The organism is Streptomyces sp. NBRC 110035 (assembly GCF_000829695.1).
Classification (GTDB): Bacteria; Actinomycetota; Actinomycetes; order Streptomycetales; family Streptomycetaceae; genus Streptomyces.
Genome location: NZ_BBNN01000018.1, coordinates 121,724 through 147,886 on the forward strand (window position 1 = coordinate 121,724; position 26,163 = coordinate 147,886).

Genomic DNA, 26,163 nt, shown 5'->3' on the forward strand with positions numbered 1-26,163 from the left:
GTCGCCTCCGGCGCCGGCAGGCCGCCCCGTCCACACCGGGGGAGGGGCGGGGGCCCCGGCGGTGCGTCACGGCCGCGCCGGACCGTGAGAAGAGGGCCCAGAACCCATGGGGCGCGAAGCGCATGCGAACACGGGCGGGCAGACCCGGCACGTCCCGGTGATGCTCCGGCGGTGCCTGGACCTGCTGGCGCCCGCCCTGGAGCGGCCGGGGTCCGTGGTCGTCGACTGCACCCTCGGCCTCGGCGGCCACAGCGAGGCCCTGCTGACGCGGTTCCCCGAGGCCCGGCTGATCGCCCTGGACCGGGACAAGGAGGCGCTGCGCCTGTCCGGCGAGCGGCTCGCCCCCTTCGGCGAGCGCGCCACCCTGGTCCACGCCGTCTACGACGAACTCCCCGACGTGCTCGCCCGGCTCGGGGTCCCGCGCGTGCAGGGCGTCCTGTTCGACCTGGGCGTGTCCTCCATGCAGCTCGACGAGGCCGACCGCGGCTTCGCCTACGCCCAGGACGCCCCGCTCGACATGCGCATGGACCAGTCGGCCGGCATCGGCGCCGCCGAGGTCCTCAACACCTACCCGCCCGGCGACCTCGTCCGCATCCTGCGCGCCTACGGCGAGGAGAAGCAGGCCAAGCGGATCGTGGCCGCGGTGGTGCGCGAGCGGGAGAAGGAGCCGTTCACCACCAGCGCGCGCCTGGTCGAGCTGATCCGCGACGCGCTGCCGCAGGCCGCCAAGCGCACCGGCGGCAACCCGGCCAAACGCACCTTCCAGGCCCTGCGCATCGAGGTCAACGGCGAACTCTCCGTGCTGGAGCGGGCCGTCCCGGCCACGGTGGGGGCCCTCGACGTCGGCGGACGGATCGCCGTGCTGTCGTACCACTCCCTGGAGGACCGGCTGGTCAAGCAGGTGCTCGCGGCGGGCGCCGCCACCACCGCGCCCCCCGGGCTGCCCGTGGTCCCCGAGCGTTACCAGCCCCGGCTCAAGCTGCTCACGCGCGGTGCCGAACTTCCCACCGAGGAGGAGATCGCCGAGAACCGGCGGGCGGCACCCGCGCGGCTGCGGGGCGCCGAGCGCATCAGGGAGCACCTCGGATGACGTGCCGGGCACGCGGGTACGGAAGGCAGGCTTCGGGCGAACCCAGGGGAGCGTGAGTGAGCAGGAAACCCGAACTCAGGGGGAGGGCGGCCCGTCTCGCGCGGCTCCTTCCCGCGGGACGGGCCCAGGCGGCCCGCACCCCCTTCGTCCTGCTGGTCGTCCTTCTCCTGGGCGGCGGCCTGATCGGGCTCCTGGTGCTGAACTCGGCGCTCAGCGAGGGCGCGTTCCGGCTCGACGACCTCGAGCGGGAGACGAAGAGCCTCACCGACGAGGAACAGGCCCTCCAGCGGGACATCGACGCCTACTCCGCCCCCGACGCCCTCCAGCGCCGGGCCCGTGAGCTCGGCATGGTGCCCGGCGGCGACCCCGCCTTCCTGAACCCCGACGGCGAGGTCAAGGGCGTCCCCAGCCCCGCAGCCGCCTCCCGTGCCCCCCTCGTGCTCGCCCCCGAGGCGCTGGCCACCGTGACGGCCCCGCTCCCGGACACGGCACCGGGCGCGGCCGCCGCACCCACGTCCACCCCCGCATCGACTCCCGGCAGGTGACGGAAGTGTCCGACAGGGAACCGCCCCGCCGTCGCGTGCCCGGCCCCGGCCGGCCCGCCCGCCCGGGCGCCGGACGGCGCCCCGGGCCCGGTGCCCGGCCGGCCCGTACCCCCCGCCCGGCCCCGCGCCCCCGGCCGTCCCGCCCGGTGCCCCCGAAGGCCATCAGGCTGGGCAGCCCCCGTCCCCGGCTGCGCCTGGTGGGCCTGGCGCTGGGACTGGTCCTGAGCGTCTTCGTGGTCCGCCTGCTCCAGGTGCAGGCCGTCGAGGCCGACACCTATGCGGCCAAGGCCGGACAGAACCGCTACGTCGGCCAGGTGCTGGACGCCGAGCGCGGCCGGATCACCGACCGCAACGGCATCGCCCTCGCGACCAGCGAGGACGCCTACGACATCACCGCCGACCCCACGATGTTCGCCCCGGACCAGCTGGAGATCTCCGACGGCCCCGAACAGGCCGCCGCCCTCCTCGCCCCGATCCTCGGCCAGGACCAGGACCAGCTGGTCGACAAGCTGCGGCCGGAGAACAAGGCCCTGCGCTACGTCAAGCTCGCCGGCCGTCAGACCCCCCAGGTGTGGCAGCAGATCAAGGACCTGAAGTCCGCGCTGGCCAAGAAGACGGAGACCGACACGTCCTCCGTCAACGTCCTCGCCGGTGTCCTGTCCGTGCCCACCAGCAAGCGGGTGTACCCCAACAACGAACTCGCCGCCGGGATACTGGGCTGGGTCAACGCCGAAGGCGAGGGCGGCGGCGGCATCGAACTCCAGATGGACAAGCGGCTCGCCGGCGAGGACGGCAAGATCCGCTACGCCCAGTCCGGCGGCCGTCTGGTGCCGACCGCGGGCTCCACCGAGACGCCGGCCGTCCCCGGCAGCGACATCGAACTCACCATCGACCGCGACCTCCAGTGGGCCGCGCAGGACGCCATCAGCGAGCAGGTGGAGAAGTCGAAGGCCGACCGGGGCTACGTCATCGTCCAGGACACCCGCACCGGCGAGGTCCTCGCCATGGCCAACGCGCCCGGGTTCGATCCGAACGACCTCTCCGAGGCCGATCCGGCGGCCCTCGGCAACGCCGCCCTCCAGGACGCCTTCGAGCCCGGATCCACCGCCAAGGTCCTGTCCATGGCGGCCGTACTGGAAGAGGGGGCGGCCACCCCGCAGACGCATGTCGTCGTACCCAACCGGCTGCACCGCGGCGACCGCCTGTTCAAGGACGACGTCGACCACCCGACCTGGTACCTCACCCTCAACGGGGTGCTCGCCAAGTCCAGCAACATCGGCACCATCCTGGCCACCGGCCAGCTCGGCAGGACCCAGGCCGCCGCCAACAAGGTGCTCTACGACTACCTGCGCGCGTTCGGGCTCGGCAGCCACACCGGACTCGGCTTCCCCGGCGAGACCAAGGGCATCCTCGCCCCGCCCGACGCATGGTCGACCTCCCAGCAGTACACGATTCCTTTCGGCCAGGGCGTGTCCGTCAACGCCATGCAGGCCGCGTCCGTCTACTCCACCGTCGCCAACGGCGGCGTACGCGTCGAACCCTCACTGGTGCGCGGCACCAGGGGGCCCGACGGGAGCTTCACCCCCGTCCCGAAGCCCGAGAAGACACGGGTCGTCAGCCAGAAGACGGCGAAGACGCTTGCCCGGATGCTGGAGTCGGTGGTCGACGACGAGGAGGGCACCGGCACCAAGGCGCGCATCCCCGGCTACCGGGTGGCGGGGAAGACGGGTACGGCCAACCGTGTGGATCCGGCCACCGGCAAGTACCACGGCTACACCTCCTCCTTCGCCGGATTCGCGCCCGCCGACCAGCCCCGCGTCACCGTCTCCTGCGTCATCCAGAACGCCACCGAGGGCAGTTACTTCGGCGGCCAGATCTGCGGACCCGTCTACAAGCAGGTCATGGAGTTCGCCCTCAAGACCCTCCAGGTGCCGCCGACCGGCGCCGAACCCGCCGACCTCCCGGTCACCTTCACACGCTGACCGGCCGCGAACCCCTCGCGTCCGGCCGGCACGGAACCACCCAGGAACAGCCCGTGACAACGACCTCCCCCGAACCCGGGAACCGGGACACCCCCCGCCCCGCACCGGCACCCGCCGCCCCGCATTCCTCCCCGCCGGCCCCACCGGGCGGCACCGCGCGCGGCCCCCTCTTTCGCTCCGCGGCGGGTGAGCCCGGTACGCTCACCGCCGTGCCACACGCTGATCAGTCCCAAACCACTCAGAAGGGCCAACCCGTGACATTCCCCGGGCCGCCCCGGCCGGCGCGGGTCACCGCCACACCCCTCGCGGAACTCGCCGGTCAACTGGGTGCCACCGTGCCGCAGCGGACCGCCGACGTCACGGGCATCACCCACGACTCGCGCGCGGTGCGCCCCGGCGACCTGTACGCCGCCCTTCCCGGCGCCCGCGTGCACGGCGCCGAGTTCGTCGAGCAGGCCGCGGGCCTCGGCGCGGTCGCCGTGCTCACCGACCCGAGCGGCGCCCAACGCGTCGCCGCGGCCGGACTGCCCGCCCTGGTGGTCGACGACCCCCGCGCGGGCATGGGCGAACTGGCGGCCACGATCTACGGCCACCCGGGCCGCGACCTGCTCCAGATCGGGATCACCGGTACCTCCGGCAAGACCACCACCGCCTACCTCGTCGAGGGCGGCCTGAAGACCGTCCGCAGCACGGGGCTGATCGGCACCGTCGAGATGCGCATCGGCGACGAGCGCATCAAGTCCGAACGCACCACGCCGGAGGCGACCGACCTCCAGGCCCTGTTCGCCGTCATGCGCGAACGCGGCACCGACGCGGTCGCCATGGAGGTCTCCAGCCACGCCCTCGTCCTGGGCCGGGTGGACGGCTGCGTCTTCGACATCGCCGTCTTCACCAACCTGAGCCCGGAGCACATGGAGTTCCACTCCGACATGGAGGACTACTTCGCGGCCAAGGCGCAGCTGTTCACCCCGCTGCGCAGCCGGCTCGCCGTGGTCAACGCCGACGACGAGTACGGCCGCCGCCTCACCAAGGAGGCCGGCGTCCCCGTCGTCACCTACTCCGCCGAAGGGCACCCCGACGCCGACTGGCGCGCCGAGGACGTCGAGGTCGGCCCCACCGACTCCACGTTCACCGTGATCGGTCCCGGGGACGAGCGGATCACCGCCCGGTCGCCGCTGCCGGGCCCCTTCAACGTGGCCAACACCCTCGCCGCGATCGTCGCCCTCGCCGCCGCCGGACTGGACCCGCAGGCCGCCGCGGACGGTGTCGCCGCCGTCCCCGGCGTGCCCGGCCGCCTGGAACGCGTGGACGCCGGCCAGCCGTACCTCGCGGTGGTCGACTACGCCCACAAGACCGACGCCGTCGAGTCGGTGCTGCGCGCCCTGCGCAGGGTCACCGAGGGCAAGGTCCACGTGGTGCTCGGCTGCGGCGGCGACCGGGACGTCACCAAGCGCCCGGCGATGGGCGCCGCGGCGGCCCGGCTCGCCGACACCGCCGTACTGACCTCCGACAACCCCCGCTCCGAGGACCCCCTCGCGATCCTCGCCACCATGCTCCGGGGCGCGGCCTCCGTGCCCGCCCACGAGCGCGGCGAGGTACAGGTCTTCGAGGACCGGGCCGCGGCGATCGCCGCCGCCGTCGCCCGTGCGCAGCCCGGCGACGCCGTACTGGTCGCCGGCAAGGGCCACGAGCAGGGGCAGGACATCGCCGGGGTGGTGCGTCCCTTCGACGACCGCCAGGTACTTCGCGAAGCTATCCAGCAGACCCAGGGATGAACTTGTGATCGCCCTCTCCCTCGCCGAGATCGCAGAAGTCGTCGGCGGACAGACGTACGACATACCGGATCCGTCCGCCCCGGTCACCGGGCCGGTGGTCCGGGACTCACGGGAGGTGGTGCCGGGCAGCCTGTTCGTCGCCTTCGCCGGTGAGCGCGTGGACGGCCACGACTACGCGGCCGCGGCCGCCCGGGCCGGTGCGGCCGCCGTGCTCGCCTCCCGGCCCGTGGGGGTGCCCGCGATCGTCGTCGAGGACGTCCAGAGCGCGCTGGGCGCCCTCGCCCGGCACGTCGTACGGAGTCTGGGCGCCACCCTCGTCGCACTGACCGGCTCGGCCGGCAAGACCAGCACCAAGGACCTCATCGCGCAGGTGCTGCGGCGCAAGGCACCGACCGTCTTCACCCCCGGCTCCCTCAACAACGAGATCGGGCTGCCGCTGACCGCGCTCACCGCCACCGGGGAAACCCGGTTCCTCGTGCTGGAGATGGGCGCCCGCGGAATCGGGCACATCCGCTACCTCACCGGCCTCACCCCGCCGAAGATCGGCCTGGTGCTCAACGTGGGCAGCGCGCACATCGGCGAGTTCGGCGGCCGGGAGCAGATCGCCCGGGCCAAGGGCGAACTCGTCGAGGCGCTCCCCGAGGACGGCACCGCGGTCCTCAACGCGGACGACCCGCTGGTACGGGCCATGGCGTCCCGCACGAAGGCGGGGGTGCTCCTCTTCGGGGAGAGTGACGAAGCGGACGTTCGGGCCGAGAACGTGCGACTCACGGACAGCGGACAGCCCTCGTTCAGGCTTCACACACCCTCCGGTGCAAGCGATGTGACCATGCGCCTGTACGGTGAGCACCACGTGTCGAACGCGCTCGCCGCGGCCGCCGTCGCCCACGAGTTGGGCATGTCCGCAGACGAGATCGCACTCGCGCTCTCCGAAGCGGGCTCCCTCTCCCGCTGGCGGATGGAGGTCACCGAGCGCCCGGACGGCGTGACGGTCGTCAACGACGCCTACAACGCGAACCCCGAGTCCATGCGAGCCGCCCTGCGCGCGCTCGCGGCCATGGGCACGGGACGCCGTACGTGGGCGGTGCTCGGCAAGATGGCCGAGCTCGGGGACGAGGCGCTCGCCGAGCACGACGCGGTCGGACGGCTCGCCGTCCGGCTCAACGTCAGCAAGCTCGTCGCGGTCGGGGGCAGGGAAGCCGCCTGGCTGCAACTGGGCGCATATAACGAGGGTTCGTGGGGTGAGGAGTCGGTGCACGTGTCCGACGCACAGGCGGCGGTCGACCTGTTGCGCAGTGAATTGCGCCAGGGAGACGTCGTTCTCGTGAAGGCGTCCCGTTCGGTCGGTCTCGAGAGCGTGGCGCAGGCGCTGCTCGCGACCGCAACCGAGGGCGAGGTCGTCGCCCGATGATGAAGCAGATCCTGTTCGCAGGAGTCATTGGCCTCTTCCTGACGCTGGTCGGCACCCCGCTGCTGATCAAGCTGCTCGCGCGCAAGGGGTACGGGCAGTACATCCGGGACGACGGCCCGCGCGAGCACGCCAGCAAGCGCGGTACGCCGACGATGGGCGGTATCGCCTTCATCCTGGCGACGGTCGCCGCGTACTTCCTGGCCAAGGTGATCACGGTCTCCCTGGACCCGGAGGCCGACGCGTCGCCGACCTTCTCGGGCCTGCTGGTGCTCGGCCTGATGGTGGGCATGGGCATCGTCGGCTTCCTGGACGACTACATCAAGATCGTCAAGCGGCGTTCGCTGGGCCTGCGGGCCAAGGCGAAGATGTCCGGCCAGCTGATCGTCGGTATCGCCTTCGCGGTGCTCGCCCTGCAGTTCGCGGACAACCGCGGCAACACCCCGGCCTCCACCAAGCTGTCGTTCATCACCGACTTCGGCTGGACCATCGGCCCGGTGCTGTTCGTCGTCTGGGCGCTGTTCATGATCCTCGCCATGTCGAACGGCGTGAACCTGACGGACGGTCTGGACGGCCTGGCCACCGGGGCCTCCGTCCTGGTCTTCGGTGCCTACACGTTCATCGGCGTCTGGCAGTTCCAGGAGTCCTGCGCCAACGCGCAGGCCCTGACCAACCCGGGTGCCTGTTACGAGGTGAGGGACCCCCTCGACCTGGCGGTGGTCGCCTCCGCGCTGATGGGCTCCTGCCTCGGCTTCCTGTGGTGGAACACCTCGCCGGCCAAGATCTTCATGGGAGACACCGGTTCGCTCGCGCTCGGCGGTGTCCTCGCCGGCCTCGCGATCTGCTCGCGCACCGAGCTGCTGCTCGCCATCCTGGGCGGCCTGTTCGTCCTCATCACCATGTCGGTGGTCATCCAGGTCGGCTCCTTCCGGCTCACCGGCAAACGCGTCTTCCGCATGGCACCGCTCCAGCACCACTTCGAACTCAAGGGGTGGTCCGAAGTCCTTGTCGTGGTCCGCTTCTGGATCATCCAGGGCATCTGCGTGATCGTCGGACTCGGCCTCTTCTACGCGGGATGGGCAGCGGACAAGTGACCGCACCAGGTACCTCGCAGTCCCCGGAGCCCTACCGGTTCCGGGGCAGGCACATCACCGTCGCCGGGCTCGGCGTCTCCGGCCTCCCGGCGGCCAGGGCGTTGCACGGCCTCGGCGCGCACGTCACGGTCGTCAACGACGGCGACGACGACCGCGCCCGGACCCAGGCGGCCGGACTGGAAGAGCTCGGCATCACCGTCCGCCTCGGTGAACAGGCCGCGAGCACCCTCCCCGAGGGCACCGAGCTCGTCGTCACCGCACCCGGCTGGAAGCCCGGCAAGCCGCTGTTCGCCGCCGCCGAACAGGCCGGCGTCCCCGTCTGGGGCGACGTCGAACTGGCCTGGCGGCTGCGCGGCCAGGGCGCCCCGCCCTGGCTCGCGGTCACCGGCACCAACGGCAAGACCACCACCGTCCGCATGCTCGCCTCCATCCTCGAGGCGGCCGGCCTGCGCACCGCGGCCGTCGGCAACATCGGCGTCTCGCTCCTCGACGCGGTGCTCGGCGACGAGCCCTACGACGTGCTCGCCGTGGAACTGTCCAGCTACCAGCTCCACTGGTCCTCCTCGGTGCGCGCGCACTCGGCGGCGGTGCTCAACCTCGCCCCCGACCACCTCGACTGGCACGGCTCCATGGAGGCGTACGCCGCCGACAAGGGCCGCGTCTACGAGGGCAACCGGATCGCCTGCGTCTACAACGCCGACGCCACCGACAAGCCGTCCACCGAGGACCTGGTCCGCGAGGCCGACGTCGAGGAGGGCTGCCGCGCCGTCGGTTTCACCCTCGGCACCCCCGGCCCCTCCCAACTCGGCGTCGTCGACGGGATCCTGGTCGACCGCGCCTTCGTCGAGGACCGGCAGGGCAGCGCACAGGAGCTCGCCGAGGTCGCCGACGTCGACCCGCCCGCCCCGCACAACATCGCCAACGCCCTTGCCGCCGCGGCCCTCGCGCGCGCCTACGGGGTGCCGGCCGCGGCCGTACGGGACGGGCTGCGCGCCTTCACCCCGGACGCCCACCGCATCGCGCATGTCGCCGACGTGGACGGGGTCGCCTGGGTCGACGACTCCAAGGCGACCAACACCCATGCCGCACAGGCCTCGTTGGCGGCCTACGAGTCGATCGTGTGGATCGCCGGCGGACTCGCCAAGGGCGCCGCCTTCGACGAACTGGTCGCCGGCTCGGCGAAGCGGCTGCGCGGCGTCGTCCTGATCGGCGCGGACCGCGCGTTGATCCGTGAAGCCCTGGCGCGACACGCACCGGAAGTACCCGTGGTGGACCTCGCCCGGACCGACACTGGGGCGATGCTCCAGGCTGTCCAGGAGGCGAAGCGGCTCGCCCGGCCCGGCGACACGGTGCTGCTGGCCCCGGCCTGCGCCTCGATGGACATGTTCGCCAACTACAACAGGCGCGGTGAGGCGTTCGCACAGGCGGTGCGCGAACTCGGTGCCTGACCCGGCCGCCTGCGCCGGGCGACCTTGGGAGGGACGCGTGGGACCGTCGAGGCACCATGGGGCGCACAACGGAGGCCGTCATGCCCGCTAGCCGCACCGGACGGCCTCCCGTGCAGCGGGCGCCCCGTCGCCCCGCCGTGCCCCGGACCGCCCGCGAGAACCCCCTCCGGGCCCTGCACGCACGGGCGTACAAGGCCTGGGACCGGCCGCTGACCGCCTACTACCTGATCCTCGGCGGCAGCGCGCTGATCATCGTGCTCGGCCTGGTGATGGTCTACTCGGCCTCCCAGATCACCGCGCTGCAGATGTCACTGCCGGGCTCGTACTTCTTCCGCAAACAGCTTCTGGCCGCCGGCATCGGGGCCGTGCTGCTGCTCGCGGCCTCCCGGATGCCGGTGAGACTGCACCGGGCGCTGGCCTACCCCGTCCTCGCGGGCGCCGTCTTCCTGATGGTCCTGGTGCAGGTGCCGGGGATAGGGGTGACGGTCAACGGCAACCAGAACTGGATCGCCCTCGGCGGCTCCTTCCAGCTCCAGCCCAGCGAGTTCGGCAAGCTCGCCCTGGTGCTGTGGGGGGCCGATCTGCTCGCCCGCAAGCAGGAGAGGCGGCTGCTGTCCCAGTGGAAGCACATGCTGGTGCCGCTCGTGCCGGCCACCTTCATGCTGCTCGGGCTGATCATGCTCGGCGGGGACATGGGCACGGCGATCATCCTCACCGCGATCCTCTTCGGCCTGCTCTGGCTGGCCGGGGCGCCCACCCGGCTGTTCGCCGGCGTACTGACCGCCGCCGCGCTGATCGGCGCGCTCCTCATCAGGACCAGCCCGAACCGCATGGCGCGGCTCGCCTGTCTCGGCGCCACCGAACCCCGGACCGGCCCTGTCGACTGCTGGCAGGCCGTGCACGGGATCTACGCCCTCGCCTCCGGCGGGATCTTCGGTTCGGGGCTGGGCGCGAGTGTGGAGAAATGGGGCCAACTGCCAGAAGCCCACACCGACTTCATCTTCGCCATCACCGGTGAGGAACTGGGCCTGGCGGGGACGCTGTCGGTACTCGCCCTGTTCGCGGCTCTAGGCTATGCGGGTATCCGCGTGGCCGGACGCACGGAGGACCCCTTCGTGAGGTATGCCGCGGGAGGCGTGACCACCTGGATCATGGCCCAGGCCGTGATCAACATGGGTGCGGTCCTCGGGCTGCTCCCGATCGCCGGTGTCCCCCTCCCGCTGTTCTCCTACGGGGGTTCCGCCCTGCTGCCGACCATGTTCGCCATCGGGTTGCTGATCGCCTTCGCGCGTGACGATCCCGCTGCGCGGGCGGCGCTTGCGATGCGGCAACCCCGCTTTGGTAGAAAGCGGGACGGGGGTCCCCAGCGGCCCCGCAGATGGAACACGATGCGACGGCGCGCCACGGCGGCACGCTCGTCCGGAGAGCGGTGAATTTCGGTGCATGTCGTACTCGCCGGCGGAGGAACCGCGGGCCACATCGAGCCCGCGCTCGCCCTCGCGGACGCCCTGCGCAGGCAGGATCCGTCCGTGGGCATCACGGCCCTGGGCACGGAACGCGGTCTCGAGACACGTCTGGTACCCGAGCGCGGGTACGAACTGGCGCTGATCCCCGCCGTGCCGCTGCCACGCAAGCCCACCCCCGAGCTGATCACCGTCCCGGGCCGGCTGCGCGGCACCATCAAGGCGACCGAACAGATCCTGGAGCGCACCAAGGCGGACGCCGTGGTCGGCTTCGGCGGCTATGTCGCCCTGCCCGGCTACCTCGCCGCCAAGCGGCTCGGTGTGCCGATCGTCATCCACGAGGCCAACGCGCGCCCCGGCCTGGCCAACAAGATCGGTTCCCGGTACGCGGTCCGCGTCGCCGTGTCCACCCCGGACAGCAAACTGCGCGACGCCCGCTACATCGGGATCCCGCTGCGCCGCTCCGTCGCCACCCTGGACCGGGCCGCCGTGCGGCCCGAGGCCCGCGCCGCGTTCGGGCTCGACCCCAACCTGCCCACGCTGCTGGTCTCCGGCGGCTCCCAGGGCGCCCGCAGGCTGAACGAGGTCGTCCAGCAGGTCGCGCCGCGGCTGCAGCAGTCGGGCATCCAGATCCTGCACGCGGTCGGCCCGAAGAACGAACTGCCCCAGGTGCAGCAGATGCCGGGAATGCCCCCCTACATCCCGGTAGGTTACCTGGACCGGATGGACCTCGCGTACGCCGCGGCCGACATGATGCTCTGCCGCGCGGGCGCGATGACCGTCGCCGAGCTCTCCGCCGTCGGGCTCCCGGCCGCCTACGTCCCGCTGCCCATCGGCAACGGTGAACAGCGGCTGAACGCCCAGCCGGTGGTCAAGGCCGGTGGCGGACTCCTGGTCGACGACGCGGAGCTGACGCCGGAGTGGGTGCAGCGGAACGTGCTGCCGGTGCTCGCCGATCCGCACCGGCTGTACGAGATGTCCCGCGCCGCCGCCGAGTTCGGCCGCAGGGACGCCGACGACCTCCTCGTCGGCATGGTGTACGAGGCGATCGCCGCCCGCGGACAGCGGTAGCGGGGCGCGATCCGCCGGGCAGGCCCGCAGGGGTGTAGGACGGAAGGCAGGGTTCGTGGCCGGATCGACGACCGCCGAGCGCGGTGAACGTCAGCGGAAGCCGTCCGGCCCGCCGCCCGTGCGGCGGCGGTTGGGGCGGCGGCATCTTCGTGTGCTCGTCGTCCTGGCGATTGCCCTGGTCTTCCTCGGCAGTGGCACGTTCTGGCTGCTGTACGGGTCCGATCTGGCCAGGGTGGAGCGGGTGTCCGTGTCCGGCACCCGGGTCCTGAGTCCCGGGGAGGTGCGCGAGGCCGCCGATGTCCCCGTCGGGGACCCGCTGGCCGCGGTGGACACGGACGCGATCGCCGCCCGGCTCCGCGAGAAGCTGCCCCGGATCGGCGCAGTCGACGTGGTCCGTTCCTGGCCGCACGAAATCGGGCTGAAAATCACCGAGCGGGTGCCGGTTCTTCTGGTCGAAAAGGGCGGCGAGTTCACCGAGATCGACGATGGAGGTGTCCGGTACGCCACGGTTTCCAAGGCGCCCCGAGGCGTTCCCCGGCTGGAATTGGACGTGCGCCGCAGCGGCACCACGGCCGCGAGTCTGCGCCGCTTCGGCGAGAGCCGCCTGGTGCGCGAGGCGGTACGGGTCGCGCGGGAGGTGCCGGACGCCGTCGCTCCTGCCACGCGGAGCGTCGAGGTCCGTTCCTACGACGACATCTCGCTGGAACTGACGGGCGGCAGGACGGTCGACTGGGGAAGCGGCGAGAACGGTGCCGCGAAGGGCCGCGCGCTCACCGCCCTGCTGAAAGCGGCCCCCGAAGCACGGCACTTCGATGTGAGTGTTCCCACCGCCCCAGCCTCATCAGGGAGTTGACGTACATCAGTGCAGGTCGGCCCCCTGGTTGGGTGGTGCCATGGCTGATCACATAGGGTGAAAAGAAAAACGGGAGGTTCGGCGTGTTCGTTGAACGTGCGCCACTTGTCGACTTAGTGTCCTGTTCGGAAGACTCCAGGGAACAGGCACACTGGTAACCCTAAACTTCAACGTTAGGGTTCGGGTCGGCGATACGGACCGTCCCCATCGGCATCAGTCGTCGGACCGCGGCACGGCCGTGAGGCGGCGACACGTAACTCGAGGCGAGAGGCCTTCGACGTGGCAGCACCGCAGAACTACCTCGCAGTCATCAAAGTCATCGGTGTCGGCGGCGGTGGTGTCAACGCCATCAACCGGATGATCGAGGTCGGTCTCAAGGGCGTCGAGTTCATCGCCATCAACACCGACGCGCAAGCCCTGTTGATGAGCGACGCCGACGTCAAGCTCGACGTCGGCCGTGAACTCACCCGCGGACTCGGCGCCGGAGCCAACCCGGCCGTCGGCCGCAAGGCGGCCGAGGACCACCGCGAGGAGATCGAGGAGGTCCTCAAGGGGGCCGACATGGTCTTCGTGACGGCCGGTGAGGGGGGCGGCACCGGCACCGGCGGCGCCCCCGTGGTGGCCAACATCGCCCGCTCGCTCGGCGCTCTCACCATCGGCGTGGTCACCCGCCCGTTCACCTTCGAGGGGCGGCGCCGCGCCAACCAGGCGGAGGACGGCATCGCCGAACTCCGCGAAGAGGTCGACACCCTCATCGTCATCCCCAACGACCGGCTGCTGTCCATCTCGGACCGCCAGGTCTCGGTCCTGGACGCCTTCAAGTCGGCGGACCAGGTCCTGCTCTCCGGTGTCCAGGGCATCACCGACCTCATCACCACGCCCGGCCTGATCAACCTCGACTTCGCCGACGTCAAGTCGGTCATGTCCGAGGCCGGGTCGGCCCTCATGGGCATCGGCTCGGCCCGCGGCGACGACCGCGCGGTGGCCGCTGCCGAGATGGCGATCTCCTCACCGCTGCTGGAAGCCTCCATCGACGGTGCCAGGGGCGTCCTGCTCTCCATCTCCGGCGGCAGCGACCTCGGCCTGTTCGAGATCAACGAGGCTGCCCAGCTGGTGAGCGAGGCGGCCCACCCCGAGGCCAACATCATCTTCGGCGCGGTGATCGACGACGCCCTCGGCGACGAGGTCCGGGTCACGGTGATCGCGGCCGGCTTCGACGGTGGCCAGCCGCCCTCGAAGCGGGACAACGTCCTCGGCTCGTCCTCGGCCAAGCGCGAGGAGCCCGCCCCCGCGCGGCAGCCCGAGAGCCGCCCGTCCTTCGGTTCCCTGGGCAGCGTCACGCCCAAGGAGGAGCCGGAGCAGGCCCCCGAGCCGGTCAGTGACGTCCCGGCCGCCCAGCCGCCCGTCCCGCCGTCCCGTACCTACGCGGACAGTGCGGCCGAGGAGCTGGACGTACCGGACTTCCTGAAGTGATAGGACAGCGTGACTGCGTGCGCGGCGCGCACTTCGCCCTCACCGACCGGTGGGGCGGGGTGAGCGCCGCTCCGTATGCGGAGCTCAATCTCGGCGGGGCGGTCGGTGACGACTCCGGCGCCGTGCGCACCAACCGTGAACTGACCGCGAAGTCCCTTGGCCTGGACCCGGCCCGGGTGGTCTGGATGAACCAGGTGCACGGGGCCGACGCGGTCGTGGTGGACGAGCCGTGGGGTGAGGGCCCCGTCCCCGGGGCCGACGCGGTGGTCACCGTGCGGCGGGGCCTCGCCCTCGCCGTACTCACCGCCGACTGCGTCCCGGTGCTGCTCGCCGACCCCGTCGCCGGTGTCGTCGCGGCGGCCCACGCGGGCCGGCCCGGACTGGTCGCGGGCGTGGTCCCCGACGCCGTACGGGCCATGACGGAGCTCGGCGCCGATCCGGCACGGATCGTCGCCCGCACCGGCCCCGCCGTCTGCGGCCGATGCTACGAGGTGCCGGAGCGGATGCGCGCCGAGGTGGCAGCCGTCGAGCCGGCCGCGTACGCCGAGACGAGCTGGGGCACACCGGCGGTCGATGTGGCCGGGGGCGTGCACGCCCAGCTCGAACGGCTCGGGGTGGGCGACCGGAAGCGGTCGCCGGTGTGCACGCTGGAGTCGGACGATCATTTCTCGTACCGGCGGGACCGCACCACCGGGCGGCTCGCGGGCTATGTGTGGCTGGACTGATGGGGCATGACGGACCGTAAGGAAGAAATCGCCGCGAATCTCGCGGACGTGGAGGAACGGATCGCCGCCGCGTGCGCGGCCGCCGGGCGCGGACGCGAGGAGGTGACCCTGATCGTGGTCACCAAGACCTTCCCCGCGAGCGATGTGCGGATCCTGTCGGAGCTCGGTGTGCGTCATGTCGCCGAGAACCGTGACCAGGACGCCGCCCCGAAAGCAGCGGAATGTGCCGACCTGCCCCTTGAGTGGCACTTCGTCGGACAGCTCCAGACCAATAAGGTGCGTTCTGTGGTCGGTTATGCCGACTTCGTGCAGTCCGTCGACCGTTCCCGACTGGTCACGGCGCTCTCGAAGGAGGCCGTGCGCACCGGGCGCGAACTGGGCTGCCTCATCCAGGTCGCGCTCGACGCCGATGAGCCCGTGGCGGGAGGGGGCCGGGGGGAGCGCGGCGGCGTGGCGCCGGGCGGCGTCGCGGAGCTGGCCGGTCTCGTCGCCGGGGCCGAAGGGCTGCGGCTGGACGGGCTGATGACCGTCGCCCCGCTCGCCGGGGAGTACGCCGGGCGCCAACAGGCCGCGTTCGAGCGCTTGATGCTTCTGTCGACCGACCTGCGCGCGGCCCATCCTGCTGCGAACATGGTCTCCGCGGGGATGAGTGCGGATCTCGAACAGGCTGTTGCGGCCGGAGCGACACATGTGCGCGTCGGCAGTGCGGTACTCGGAGTCCGCTCCAGGCTCGGGTAACGTCGCCAGGAAGTCGGACCACAGTAGAAAATATGGTCATTGCCGCTGATCGGCGGACTGAGGACCTTGTGGATCGCGGGCACTTGGCGGTCGTCAGCGGATCCACCACAGAGCGGAGGGCACGGAGAATGGCCGGCGCGATGCGCAAGATGGCGGTCTACCTCGGCCTCGTGGAGGACGATGGGTACGACGGCCGCGGATTTGACCCAGACGACGACTTCGAACCCGAACTCGACCCGGAGCCCGAGCGGGACCACCGACGGCACGAGCCGTCGCACCAGTCGCACAGCGCACACGGGGCACATCAGTCCCAAAGGGGCGAAGAGGTGCTGATCGCCCAACCGCCCCCGCCTCGTGAGCCGGTCGCCCGGGCCGCTTCGCTTCCCGCTGAATCGGCACGCCCGGCGCGCATCGCGCCCGTGGCATCCATCACACAAGAACGCGCCAGCCTGGAGAAGAACGCACCGGTGATCATGCCCAAGGTCGTGTCGGAACGAGAGCCTTACCGGATCACCACGCTTCACCCGCGGACCTACAACGAGGCCCGTACCATCGGGGAACACTTCCGCGAAGGCACTCCGGTGATCATGAATCTGACCGAGATGGACGACACGGACGCCAAGCGACTTGTCGACTTTGCGGCCGGTTTGGTGTTTGGTCTTCACGGCAGTATCGAGCGGGTGACGCAGAAGGTCTTCCTCCTGTCTCCTGCTAACGTCGATGTCACGGCTGAGGACAAGGCCCGTATCGCAGAGGGCGGGTTCTTCAACCAGAGCTGAGACGCAGGACCGGACAGACGCAGGACACAGGGGAGAGGGACAAACAGACCATGAGCGTGTTCGCGCAGGTGATCTACATCGCGCTGATGGTGTTCCTCATCGTGCTCATCTTCCGTCTGGTCATGGACTACGTCTTCCAGTTCGCCCGCTCGTGGCAACCCGGCAAGGCGATGGTGGTCGTCCTGGAGGCCACCTACACTGTCACCGATCCACCGCTGAAGCTTCTGCGGCGGTTCATCCCGCCGCTGCGTCTCGGGGGCGTGGCGCTCGACCTGTCCTTCTTCGTACTGATGATCATCGTCTACATCCTGATCTCCCTCCTGGGCAGTGCGCTGAGGTGACTGTGGACGACATGGGCCTGCCGACTGCCGATGACTACGTTGAGGTGAAGAGATGCCGTTGACCCCCGAGGACGTGCGGAACAAGCAGTTCACGACCGTCCGCCTCCGAGAAGGCTATGACGAGGACGAGGTCGATGCCTTCCTCGACGAGGTCGAAGCCGAACTGACGCGCCTGCTCCGCGAGAACGAGGACCTGCGCGCCAAACTGGCCGCGGCCACGCGCGCTGCTGCCCAGAACCAGCAGAACATGCGCAAGCCTCCGGAACAGCAGGACCAGCAGCAACAGCAGGGACCGCCCCAGGGGATGCCCCAGCAGGGCATGCGAGGTCCCGGCGGTCCGGTGCCCGCCGGTATATCGGGCCCGCCGCAGCAGCAGATGGGTGGCCCCATGGGTGGTCCGCCCCAGCTGCCGAGCGGTGCGCCGCAACTGCCCGCCGGCCCCGGCGGTCAGGGCGGTCCGCAGGGCCCCGGCCCGATGGGCCAGGGTCCCGGTCCCATGGGTCAGGGCGGCCCGATGGGCCAGGGTGGTCCGATGGGCCAGGGTGGTCCGATGCAGGGGCAGATGGGCCAGGGCGGCCCGATGCAGGGCCAGATGCAGGGGCAGATGGGTCACGGCGGCCCGATGGGTGGCCCCGGCGGCCCCATGGGTGGCCCTCCCGGCCTTCCCGGACAGCAGGGCGGACCCGGCGGGGACAGCGCGGCCCGCGTGCTCTCGCTGGCCCAGCAGACCGCCGACCAGGCGATCGCCGAGGCCCGTTCCGAAGCCAACAAGATCGTCGGCGAGGCGCGTTCGCGTGCCGAGGGTCTCGAGCGGGACGCCCGTGCCAAGGCGGACGCCCTGGAGCGGGACGCGCAGGAGAAGCACCGCGTCGCGATGGGCTCCCTGGAGTCCGCCCGCGCCACGCTGGAGCGCAAGGTCGAGGACCTGCGCGGCTTCGAGCGCGAGTACCGCACGCGGCTGAAGTCCTACCTGGAGTCGCAGCTGCGTCAGCTGGAGACCCAGGCGGACGACTCGCTCGCCCCGCCGCGTCAGCCCGCCGCCCCGTCGCTGCCGCCGTCCCCGGCGCCCTCCATGGCCCCGGCCGGTGCCGGTGCGCCGTCCTACGGCGGCAACCAGCAGATGGGCGGCGGCCCCGGCCAGTCCGGTCCGTCGTACGGCGGTGGCCAGCAGCAGATGCAGCCGGCGATGACCCAGCCCATGGCGCCGGTGCGTCCGCAGGGGCCGTCGCCGATGGGCCAGGCGCCCTCGCCGATGCGCGGGTTCCTGATCGACGAGGACGACAACTGACGGCCTGATGGCCATGAGTACGGCGTAGCGGCCGACAGCGTTCAGGGCGGGGCCCCGGGTTCGAGAACCCGGGGCCCCGCCCTTGTGCTACGCGCGTTCGGGCCCCTTTGCGATGGTTGTTCGAGATGCGGGGCAGTTGTCCGTAGGGCGCGACACCGAAGGGCCCGGGCCGCCGCGCCCGGGTTCCGGCGTTCGGCGGACCCGGGCCCTTCGGCGTACCGGGTGGTGCGGGGCGCGCAGGGCGCGCCGGTGTGAGCTACCCGCCGGGTCTCACGCCTTGCGGAGGCGGAAGGTCAGGGACAGTCCCTCGTCGGTGAACGGCTGCCCGTAGGCGCCGTCCGCCTCGTCCTGGACACCGCCCTCGTTCACGAAGGCCGTGGCCAGGACCTCGTCCGAGATCAGGCCGGAGTGTTCGGTCAGGGCCGCGGTCGTGGCGTCGTCCGTCGCCGTCCAGCGCAGGGCGATCCGGTCGGCCACGTCGAGGCCGCTGTTCTTGCGGGCCTCCTGGATCAGCCGGATCGCGTCCCGGGCCAGGCCGGCGCGGCGCAGCTCCTCGGTGATCTCCAGGTCCAGGGCGACCGTGGCACCGGTGTCGGACGCCACCGACCAGCCCTCGCGCGGGGTCTCCGTGATGATCACCTCGTCCGGGGCGAGGGCGATGGTCTCACCGTCGACCTCCACCGAGGCGGTGCCCTCGCGCAGCGCCAGGGACAGCGCGGCGGCGTCCGCGTTCGCGACGGCCCTGGCGACGTCCTGGACGCGCTTGCCGAACCGCTTTCCCAGGGCACGGAAGTTGGCCTTGGCCGTCGTGTCCACCAGCGAGCCGCCCACCTCGGACAGGAACGCCAGGGACTCGACGTTCAGCTCCTCGGTGATCTGCGTGTGCAGGTCGGGGTGGAGGGCGTCGAAACCGCTCGCCGCGATCAGGGCGCGCCTGAGGGGCTGGCGGGTCTTGACGCCCGACTCCGCGCGGGTGGCCCGTCCCAGCTCCACCAGACGGCGCACCAGCACCATCTGCTTCGACAGCTCCGGGTCGATCGCCGTCAGGTCTGCCTCGGGCCAGGAGGACAGGTGGACCGACTCCGGGGCGTCCGGGGTGACCGGCACGACCAGGTCCTGCCAGACCCGCTCGGTGATGAACGGGGTCAGCGGGGCCATGAGCCCGGTGACCGTCCCGACGACCTCGTGCAGGGTGCGCAGCGCGGCCTTGTCGCCCTGCCAGAAGCGGCGCCGGGACCGGCGCACGTACCAGTTGGACAGGTCGTCGACGAACGCGGACAGCAGCTTGCCGGCGCGCTGGGTGTCGTAGCCGTCCAGCGCCCGGGTCACCTGGTCGGTGAGCGCGTGCAGTTCGGAGAGCAGCCAGCGGTCCAGCAGCGGGCGGTCGGCGGGTGCCGGATCGGCCTCGGACGGTGCCCAGCCGGACGTGCGCGCGTACAGGGCCTGGAAGGCGACGGTGTTCCAGTAGGTCAGGAGCGTCTTGCGGACGACCTCCTGGATGGTGCCGTGGCCCACCCTGCGGGCCGCCCACGGGGAACCGCCGGCCGCCATGAACCAGCGGACCGCGTCCGCGCCGTGCTGGTCCATCAGCGGGACCGGGTCCAGGGTGTTGCCCAGGTGCTTGGACATCTTGCGGCCGTCCTCGGCGAGGATGTGGCCGAGGCAGACGACGTTCTCGTACGACGACTTGTCGAAGACCAGGGTGCCGACCGCCATCAGCGTGTAGAACCATCCGCGGGTCTGGTCGATGGCCTCGCAGATGAACTGCGCCGGGTACCGGCTCTCGAACAGTTCCTTGTTCTTGTGCGGGTAGCCCCACTGCGCGAACGGCATCGAGCCCGAGTCGTACCAGGCGTCGATGACCTCCGGCACGCGCGTGGCCGTCCTGCCACAGCCGTCCTGCGGGCAGGCGAAGGTGACCTCGTCGATGAACGGGCGGTGCGGGTCGAGCCCCGACTGGTCGGTGCCGGTGAGCCCGGTCAGCTCGGCGAGCGAGCCGACGCAGGTGAGGTGGTCGTTTTCGCAGCGCCAGATCGGCAGCGGGGTGCCCCAGTAGCGGTTGCGGGACAGCGCCCAGTCGATGTTGTTGTTCAGCCAGTCGCCGTACCGGCCGTGCTTGACCGAGTCCGGGAACCAGTTGGTGCCCTCGTTCTCCTCGAGCAGGCGGTCCTTGACGGCCGTGGTGCGGATGTACCAGGAGGGCTGCGCGTAGTAGAGCAGCGCGGTGTGGCAGCGCCAGCAGTGCGGGTAGCTGTGCTCGTAGGGGGTGTGCTGGAACAGCAGGCCGCGGGCCGCCAGGTCCTCGGTCAGCTTCTCGTCCGCCTTCTTGAAGAAGACGCCGCCGACCAGGGGGACGTCCTCCTCGAAGGTGCCGTCCGGGCGGACCGGGTTCACCACCGGCAGGCCGTAGGAGCGGCAGACCCTGAGGTCGTCCTCACCGAAGGCGGGGGACTGGTGGACCAGACCCGTACCGTCCTCGGTGGTCACGTAGTCGGCGTTGACCACGTAGTGCGCCGGCTGCGGGCCGTGCCCGTCGGTTTCCCCGCCCGCGCCCGGGAACTCCACGAACTCGAAGGGCCGCTGGTACGTCCAGCGCTCCATCTCGGCGCCGGTGAAGGTCTCGCCGGTGGTCTCCCAGTCCTCGCCGAGGGACTTGGCGACCAGCGGCTCGGCGACGACGAGCTTCTCCTCGCCGTTCGTCGCGACGACGTAGACGACCTCGGGGTGCGCGGCGACCGCGGTGTTGGACACCAGCGTCCACGGCGTGGTCGTCCACACCAGGAGCGCGGCCTCGCCGGCCAGGGGACCGGAGGTGAGGGGGAAGCGGACGTAGACGGACGGGTCGACGACCGTCTCGTACCCCTGTGCCAGCTCGTGGTCGGACAGGCCGGTGCCGCAGCGGGGGCACCAGGGGGCGACGCGGTGGTCCTGGACCAGCAGGTCCTTGTCGAAGATCTCCTTCAGCGACCACCAGACGGACTCGATGTACTCCGGGTCCATCGTGCGGTACGGGTCCTTGAGGTCGGCCCAGTAACCCATGCGGGTCGTGAGCTCCTCGAAGGCGTCGGTGTGGCGGGTCACCGACTCGCGGCACCGGGCGTTGAACTCGGCGATGCCGTACGCCTCGATGTCCTGCTTGCCGGAGAAGCCGAGTTCCTTCTCCACCGCCAGCTCCACCGGGAGGCCGTGGCAGTCCCAGCCGGCCTTGCGGCCCACGTGGTAGCCGCGCATGGTGCGGAAGCGGGGGAAGACGTCCTTGAAGACGCGCGCCTCGATGTGGTGGGCGCCCGGCATGCCGTTGGCGGTGGGCGGGCCCTCGTAGAACACCCACTCGGGGCGGCCCTCGGACTGCTCCAGGCTCTTGGCGAAGATCTTCTGTTCCTGCCAGAAGTCGAGCACCGCGTGCTCGAGAGCGGGCAGGTCGACCTGGGCGGGCACCTGTCGGTACGTCGGCGTTGTCATCAGCGGGCTTCCTCCGGCGGACTTGCTGCCTTCCGTCCGGAGGGACGAGAGCTGTGTCGATCCCTGCGCCGCCGTCGGCGCGCTCCCGCGGTACCACCCTCCTTGGCTCCCCGGTGCGTCGTGTGCGCCGGTCGGCCCCCTCATTGGGGTCGCGATGCCGGTTCTACTCGCCGTAGCTGTGGGCTGCGGCTTTCCTCCGGCGGCTCCGGGGTGATCTTCGCGTCGCGCTCGCCCCCGGGCTCACACCGTCCCCGGGTCGCTCTGGGCTGCGTACGCCGCTACTCGTCCCCATCCACGCTTTTCGCTCCGCCCAGTGTACGGCGCGCGGCGGGCAACGGCCGACCGGTTGTTCTGAAGGTGGCGGGCGGAGGCTCCGGGCGGGGTCGCGGCGGGTGCCGTGCGCATGCCCGATGAATCCTCCATGGAGGGACATACCGCCGAATGGCGCGGTACGGGTGTTCGGATTCTGTGACGTCCGACTTGGCGGCATACCCGGCGGGGAGCTGGGCACAACGCATGAAGGTCCGCCGCGCGGCGTCCGTGGGGCGGACGACCGGGCGGTGCGCCCCGTTGCCGCGGGACCCGAGCCGATTTATCGTCCCAGCACGATGCGCGCGCAAGATCACAGCATGTGAAAAGGGGCCCCGGCCATGGTGGCGAAGAAGATCGCCGTACAGCAGTCGGCGTCCGGCACGGCCGCGTCCGCCGAGGAGTCCCGGGAGGACGCGAAGGCGGCGGCGAGGGCGCGGACGGGGAAGAGCACGACGGGGAAGAGCACGACGGGGAAGACGGCCACGAAGCAGTCGGCCGGGAAGGCCGGATCGGCGAAGGCCGCGGCGGGAAAGACCGGGGCCGGGAAGGCGACGGCAGGGAAAGCGAAGGCGGGAAAGACCGGGGCCGGGAAGGCGACGGCAGGGAAAGCGAAGGCGGGGAAGGCCGCGGCCCGGAAGGGCAGCCCCGAAACCGCTGCGGGCAAGAACCCCCGGAGGAAGACGGCCGCCGCGCGCAAGGGCGGCACGGACACGGGCACCACCAGGACCAGCGGGGGCACACAGGACACGGCCGGGCACGGCACGGCCACTGACGCGGATGCGGCCGAGGCCGCGCCGCAGACGGGAGCGACGACGGTGGGTGCTGAGAAGACTCCTGGCACGGCGACGGCGGCGAAGAGCGCCGTGCCCAAGGCGCGGATCGCGGCAGTGGAGCCCGGTGACCTCGCGGTGCGTCCGGGCGAGGACCCCTGGACACCGGAAGAGGTCGAGGGCGCACAGGCCGAACTGATGGCCGAGGTGCTGAGGCTGCGCGAGGAGATCACCTCGTCCGAACGGTCGCTGGCCGGCCTGATGCGGGACTCCGGCGACGGAGCGGGCGACGACCAGGCCGACACCGGCACGAAGAACATCACGCGTGAGCACGAACTGGCGCTCGCCGCCAACGCGCGCGAGATGCTCACCCAGTACGAGCGCGCCCTGCAGCGGCTGGACGCCGGTACCTACGGCCTGTGCGAGAACTGCGGCAACCCGATCGGCAAGGCCAGGATGCAGGCCTTCCCCCGGGCCACGCTGTGCGTCGAGTGCAAGCAGAAGCAGGAGCGCCGGTACTGAGCGCCGTCGTACGCCGCCTGAGCACGAGGGACGCACGGGGTGTGCCGTACCCTCGTCCTCAGTCAGGCACCTAGGTTGAGGGACTCACGTGGCAGAGGCGGAGCGCATCATCGGTACGCCGGACACCCCGGACGCGGACCGGGACGGGCAGGACCGTGACGAGCAGGACCGGGCCGGGCTCGACGGGACCGGTGCCCGGGGCGCGGAGGCGGAGCCGGCGGCCGGGGCGCCCCGTGGCAAGCGGCGCGTGGCCGTGCTGTTCGCCGTCGCCGTGGTCGCCTACGCCCTCGACCTGATCAGCAAGATGATCGTGGTCGCCAAGCTGGAGCACCACGAGCCCATCGAGATCGTCGGGGACTGGCTGAGGTTCGAGGCGATCCGCAACGCGGGCGCGGCGTTCGGCTTCGGCGAGGCCTTCACCGTGATCTTCACGCTGATCGCGGCGGCGGTGATCGTGGTGATCATCAGGCTGGCCCGCAAGCTGTACAGCCTGCCCTGGGCGATCGCGCTGGGCCTGCTGCTCGGCGGTGCCCTCGGCAACCTCACGGACAGGATCTTCCGCTCCCCGGGAGTCTTCCAGGGCGCGGTCGTCGACTTCATCGCGCCCAAGCACTTCGCCGTCTTCAACCTGGCGGATTCGGCGATCGTCTGCGGCGGCATCCTGATCGTCCTGCTGTCCTTCCGGGGCCTCGACCCGGACGGGACCGTCCACAAGGGCTGAGCAGGACCCGGAGCGCGCGTACGGAGTCGCCGGACCGGTCCGGCATACTCGACGGGTGAGCACGATTCCCGAGATCCGAACCCTGCCCGTGCCCGACGGACTGGAGGGCGAGCGCGTCGACGCCGCCATCTCCCGCATGTTCGGCTTTTCCCGGACCAAGGCTGCCGAACTCGCCGCCGCGGGGAAGGTCACGGTCGACGGATCGGTGGTCGGCAAGTCGGAGCGGGTGAGCGGGGGGGCCTGGCTCGAGGTGGAGATGCCGCAGGCGCCCGCCCCGGTGCGGGTGGTCGCCGAACCCGTCGAGGGCATGGAGATCGTGCACGACGACGACGACGTGGTCGTGGTCGCCAAACCGGTCGGCGTCGCCGCCCACCCCTCGCCGGGCTGGACCGGACCGACCGTGATCGGCGGCCTCGCCGCCGCCGGGTACCGCATCTCGACCTCCGGCGCCGCAGAGCGCCAGGGCATCGTGCACCGCCTCGACGTCGGCACCTCCGGTCTCATGGTGGTCGCCAAGTCGGAGTACGCGTACACGTCGCTGAAGCGCCAGTTCAAGGAGCGCACGGTCGACAAGCGCTACCACACCCTGGTCCAGGGCCACCCCGACCCGACCAGCGGCACCATCGACGCCCCCATCGGGCGGCATCCGAACCACGACTACAAGTGGGCGGTCACCGCCGAGGGCAAGCCCTCCGTCACGCACTACGACCTCGTCGAGGCCTTCCGCGCCGCCTCGCTCCTCGACGTCAAGCTGGAGACCGGCCGCACCCACCAGATCCGCGTGCACATGGCCGCCCACCGGCACCCCTGCGTCGGCGACCTGACCTACGGTGCCGACCCCACGCTCGCCAAGCGGCTCGGCCTCACCCGCCAGTGGCTGCACGCCGTACGGCTCGGCTTCGAGCACCCCGGCGACGGCCTGTGGGCGGAGTTCACCAGTGACTACCCCGAGGACCTGCGTCAGGCGCTCGACCTGGTCCGGGAGGAGACCTACGCGTGAGCCACCCGTACGCGGTCCGCGAGGCGGTGGAGCCCGGCGACCGTCAGGCGTGCTTCGCGGTGCGCAAGGAGGTCTTCGTCGCCGAGCAGGGCGTGCCCGAAGACCTGGAGTACGACGCGTACGACGCCGGCGCCGTGCACGTGCTCGCGGCCGACGAGGACGGCTCGGCGCTCGGCACCGGACGGCTGCTGCACGGCGAAGCCGCCGCGGCGAAGACCGGCGGTGACACCTCGGTCGGGTCCCTCGGTCGGCTCGCGGTGACGCGTCGGGCGCGGGGGCTCGGTGTCGGGGCCGCCCTGGTGCGGGGCATCGAGGAGGCGGCCCGCACCCGCGGTCTCACCGCCGTCGACCTGCATGCGCAGACCCATGCCCTGGGGTTCTACGAGCGGCTGGGATACGTGGCGTACGGCCCGGAGTTCCCGGACGCGGGGATGCCGCACCGGGCCATGCGGCGCGCTCTGTGACCGGACGTGTTCCGTGGCCGGGTGCCGCGCCGGCTCGATGTGCGCGGTGGGTTCGGGTGGCGGCGCGGCGTTCTGTTCGTAAGGTCGGGGTATGACGCGGAACGTGGTGATCAGCGGGGGCGGTACGGGGATCGGGCTGGCGGCGGCACGGGTGTTCGCCGCCGACGGGGACCGGGTGCTGCTGCTCGGGCGCCGGAGGGAGGTCCTGGAGCGGGCCGCGGCCGAGGTGCGCGGCGCCGAGGTGTACGCCGCCGACCTCGCCGATCCGGTCGCCGTGCGGGGCGTCGCCGGTCACGTCGGCCGGGAGTTCGGGGCCGTCGACGTGCTGATCCACAGCGCCGGGGGCAACGGTCTGCTCGAACGCGGGGCCGGGGCGGACGACCCGCTCGACGCACTCGCCCGCCACTGGACGGTCAACGTCCGGCTCAACCTGATGACCGCCGTCCTGCTCACGGAGGCACTGAGGGACCGGCTCGCCGAGCCCGGCGGGCGGGTGCTGTTCCTCAGTTCCATCGCCGCCTACCGGGGCTCCGGGCAGGTCGCGTACGCGGCGGCCAAGGCCGGGCTGCATCCGTACGCCCACGACCTCGCCCGGAAGCTGGGGCCGCACGGCATCACGGTGAACGTGGTCGCACCCGGCTACATCGAGGACACCGCGTTCTTCGGCGACGGCATCGACGGGGAACGGCGGGCGGAGCTGGTCGCCGAGACCGTCGACGGGCGGGCCGGGACGCCCGGGGACGTGGCCGCCACCCTGCACTGGCTGGCCTCCCCGGGCGCCGCACACGTCACCTCGCAGATCATCCAGGTCAACGGCGGCGCCGAACGCGGCCACTGAG

At 71.6% G+C, this 26,163-nt stretch carries 22 protein-coding genes; 21 read left to right on the top strand and 1 reads right to left on the bottom strand.

Features of this window, described 5'->3' with window-relative positions; genetic code table 11:
• Positions 1-106 precede the first annotated feature (106 nt).
• From rsmH to TU30_RS07010, 16 genes are all read left to right on the top strand, one after another.
• Complete coding sequence (gene rsmH / locus TU30_RS06935; RefSeq protein ID WP_042165939.1) at positions 107-1,090, top strand: 16S rRNA (cytosine(1402)-N(4))-methyltransferase RsmH; 984 nt, start codon at positions 107-109, stop codon at positions 1,088-1,090.
• Between the two features lie 56 nt (positions 1,091-1,146).
• Entirely contained in the window at positions 1,147-1,635 is a 489-nt protein-coding gene (locus tag TU30_RS06940) for a membrane protein (protein ID WP_042165942.1), read from the top strand.
• A 5-nt stretch (positions 1,636-1,640) separates the two neighbouring features.
• Positions 1,641-3,617: a penicillin-binding protein 2 gene (locus tag TU30_RS06945; RefSeq protein ID WP_304951804.1), complete on the top strand. Its 1,977-nt coding sequence runs from the start codon at positions 1,641-1,643 to the stop codon at positions 3,615-3,617.
• A 254-nt stretch (positions 3,618-3,871) separates the two neighbouring features.
• Complete coding sequence (locus tag TU30_RS06950; protein ID WP_042165945.1) at positions 3,872-5,392, top strand: UDP-N-acetylmuramoyl-L-alanyl-D-glutamate--2,6-diaminopimelate ligase; 1,521 nt, start codon at positions 3,872-3,874, stop codon at positions 5,390-5,392.
• Positions 5,393-5,396: 4 nt separating this feature from the next.
• Positions 5,397-6,803, top strand: a complete 1,407-nt coding sequence (murF, locus tag TU30_RS06955) for a UDP-N-acetylmuramoyl-tripeptide--D-alanyl-D-alanine ligase (RefSeq protein ID WP_042165948.1) — start codon at positions 5,397-5,399, stop codon at positions 6,801-6,803.
• Complete coding sequence (mraY, locus tag TU30_RS06960) at positions 6,803-7,894, top strand: phospho-N-acetylmuramoyl-pentapeptide-transferase (protein WP_042165950.1); 1,092 nt, start codon at positions 6,803-6,805, stop codon at positions 7,892-7,894. Before murF ends, mraY begins: the two co-directional genes overlap by 1 nt.
• The gene (murD, locus tag TU30_RS06965) at positions 7,876-9,342 is read left to right on the top strand and encodes a UDP-N-acetylmuramoyl-L-alanine--D-glutamate ligase (protein ID WP_042165953.1); all 1,467 of its coding nucleotides are present in this window, start codon (positions 7,876-7,878) and stop codon (positions 9,340-9,342) included. The genes mraY and murD overlap by 19 nt, the downstream gene beginning before the upstream one ends.
• An 80-nt stretch (positions 9,343-9,422) precedes the next feature.
• On the top strand, positions 9,423-10,775 hold the full coding sequence (gene ftsW / locus TU30_RS06970; protein ID WP_042165956.1) for a putative lipid II flippase FtsW: 1,353 nt from the start codon (positions 9,423-9,425) through the stop codon (positions 10,773-10,775).
• Between the two features lie 6 nt (positions 10,776-10,781).
• Positions 10,782-11,876 carry an undecaprenyldiphospho-muramoylpentapeptide beta-N-acetylglucosaminyltransferase gene (gene murG / locus TU30_RS06975; RefSeq protein ID WP_042165959.1) on the top strand — a complete coding sequence of 365 codons (1,095 nt, stop codon included), beginning with the start codon at positions 10,782-10,784 and terminating at the stop codon, positions 11,874-11,876.
• Positions 11,877-11,931: 55 nt separating this feature from the next.
• The gene (locus TU30_RS06980) at positions 11,932-12,729 is read left to right on the top strand and encodes a cell division protein FtsQ/DivIB (protein WP_042165962.1); all 798 of its coding nucleotides are present in this window, start codon (positions 11,932-11,934) and stop codon (positions 12,727-12,729) included.
• Positions 12,730-13,008: 279 nt separating this feature from the next.
• Positions 13,009-14,202: a cell division protein FtsZ gene (gene ftsZ, locus TU30_RS06985; RefSeq protein WP_042165966.1), complete on the top strand. Its 1,194-nt coding sequence runs from the start codon at positions 13,009-13,011 to the stop codon at positions 14,200-14,202.
• Positions 14,199-14,927 (top strand): peptidoglycan editing factor PgeF, encoded by a 729-nt coding sequence (pgeF, locus tag TU30_RS06990; RefSeq protein WP_042165969.1) that lies wholly within the window; start codon positions 14,199-14,201, stop codon positions 14,925-14,927. Before ftsZ ends, pgeF begins: the two co-directional genes overlap by 4 nt.
• A gap of 6 nt (positions 14,928-14,933) precedes the next feature.
• Positions 14,934-15,665, top strand: coding sequence for a YggS family pyridoxal phosphate-dependent enzyme (locus tag TU30_RS06995; RefSeq protein ID WP_042165971.1), 732 nt, complete (start codon positions 14,934-14,936; stop codon positions 15,663-15,665).
• A 128-nt stretch (positions 15,666-15,793) separates the two neighbouring features.
• The gene (locus tag TU30_RS07000; RefSeq protein ID WP_042166580.1) at positions 15,794-16,444 is read left to right on the top strand and encodes a cell division protein SepF; all 651 of its coding nucleotides are present in this window, start codon (positions 15,794-15,796) and stop codon (positions 16,442-16,444) included.
• 50 nt (positions 16,445-16,494) lie between these two features.
• Positions 16,495-16,785, top strand: coding sequence for a YggT family protein (locus TU30_RS07005; protein WP_042165973.1), 291 nt, complete (start codon positions 16,495-16,497; stop codon positions 16,783-16,785).
• Between the two features lie 52 nt (positions 16,786-16,837).
• Positions 16,838-18,073: a DivIVA domain-containing protein gene (locus tag TU30_RS07010; RefSeq protein ID WP_042165975.1), complete on the top strand. Its 1,236-nt coding sequence runs from the start codon at positions 16,838-16,840 to the stop codon at positions 18,071-18,073.
• 270 nt (positions 18,074-18,343) lie between these two features.
• Here TU30_RS07010 and ileS read toward each other — a convergent pair whose 3' ends face one another.
• A complete protein-coding gene (gene ileS, locus TU30_RS07015) occupies positions 18,344-21,535 on the bottom strand; it encodes an isoleucine--tRNA ligase (RefSeq protein ID WP_042165977.1) in 3,192 nt (1,063 codons plus the stop codon).
• Between the two features lie 650 nt (positions 21,536-22,185).
• Here ileS and TU30_RS33765 point away from each other — a divergent pair.
• From TU30_RS33765 to TU30_RS07045, 5 genes are all read left to right on the top strand, one after another.
• Positions 22,186-23,139 carry a TraR/DksA family transcriptional regulator gene (locus TU30_RS33765; RefSeq protein ID WP_078878155.1) on the top strand — a complete coding sequence of 318 codons (954 nt, stop codon included), beginning with the start codon at positions 22,186-22,188 and terminating at the stop codon, positions 23,137-23,139.
• 88 nt (positions 23,140-23,227) lie between these two features.
• The gene (lspA, locus tag TU30_RS07030; protein ID WP_042165983.1) at positions 23,228-23,860 is read left to right on the top strand and encodes a signal peptidase II; all 633 of its coding nucleotides are present in this window, start codon (positions 23,228-23,230) and stop codon (positions 23,858-23,860) included.
• A gap of 55 nt (positions 23,861-23,915) precedes the next feature.
• A complete protein-coding gene (locus tag TU30_RS07035) occupies positions 23,916-24,860 on the top strand; it encodes an RluA family pseudouridine synthase (protein WP_042165986.1) in 945 nt (314 codons plus the stop codon).
• A complete protein-coding gene (locus tag TU30_RS07040) occupies positions 24,857-25,324 on the top strand; it encodes a GNAT family N-acetyltransferase (RefSeq protein ID WP_042165989.1) in 468 nt (155 codons plus the stop codon). The genes TU30_RS07035 and TU30_RS07040 overlap by 4 nt, the downstream gene beginning before the upstream one ends.
• 91 nt (positions 25,325-25,415) lie before the next feature.
• Complete coding sequence (locus tag TU30_RS07045) at positions 25,416-26,162, top strand: SDR family NAD(P)-dependent oxidoreductase (protein ID WP_042165992.1); 747 nt, start codon at positions 25,416-25,418, stop codon at positions 26,160-26,162.
• Position 26,163 lies beyond the last annotated feature (1 nt).

Coding starts and splice junctions, on each gene's coding strand:
- TU30_RS07000 (WP_042166580.1), top strand. CDS start 15,794: ATGGCCGGCGCGATGCGCAAGATGGCGGTCTACCTCGGCCTCGTGGAG.
- TU30_RS07045 (WP_042165992.1), top strand. CDS start 25,416: ATGACGCGGAACGTGGTGATCAGCGGGGGCGGTACGGGGATCGGGCTG.
- TU30_RS06995 (WP_042165971.1), top strand. CDS start 14,934: ATGACGGACCGTAAGGAAGAAATCGCCGCGAATCTCGCGGACGTGGAG.
- ftsW (WP_042165956.1), top strand. CDS start 9,423: ATGCCCGCTAGCCGCACCGGACGGCCTCCCGTGCAGCGGGCGCCCCGT.
- TU30_RS33765 (WP_078878155.1), top strand. CDS start 22,186: ATGGTGGCGAAGAAGATCGCCGTACAGCAGTCGGCGTCCGGCACGGCC.
- murD (WP_042165953.1), top strand. CDS start 7,876: ATGGGCAGCGGACAAGTGACCGCACCAGGTACCTCGCAGTCCCCGGAG.
- ileS (WP_042165977.1), bottom strand. CDS start 21,535: ATGACAACGCCGACGTACCGACAGGTGCCCGCCCAGGTCGACCTGCCC.
- rsmH (WP_042165939.1), top strand. CDS start 107: ATGGGGCGCGAAGCGCATGCGAACACGGGCGGGCAGACCCGGCACGTC.
- TU30_RS07005 (WP_042165973.1), top strand. CDS start 16,495: ATGAGCGTGTTCGCGCAGGTGATCTACATCGCGCTGATGGTGTTCCTC.
- mraY (WP_042165950.1), top strand. CDS start 6,803: ATGAAGCAGATCCTGTTCGCAGGAGTCATTGGCCTCTTCCTGACGCTG.
- TU30_RS07010 (WP_042165975.1), top strand. CDS start 16,838: ATGCCGTTGACCCCCGAGGACGTGCGGAACAAGCAGTTCACGACCGTC.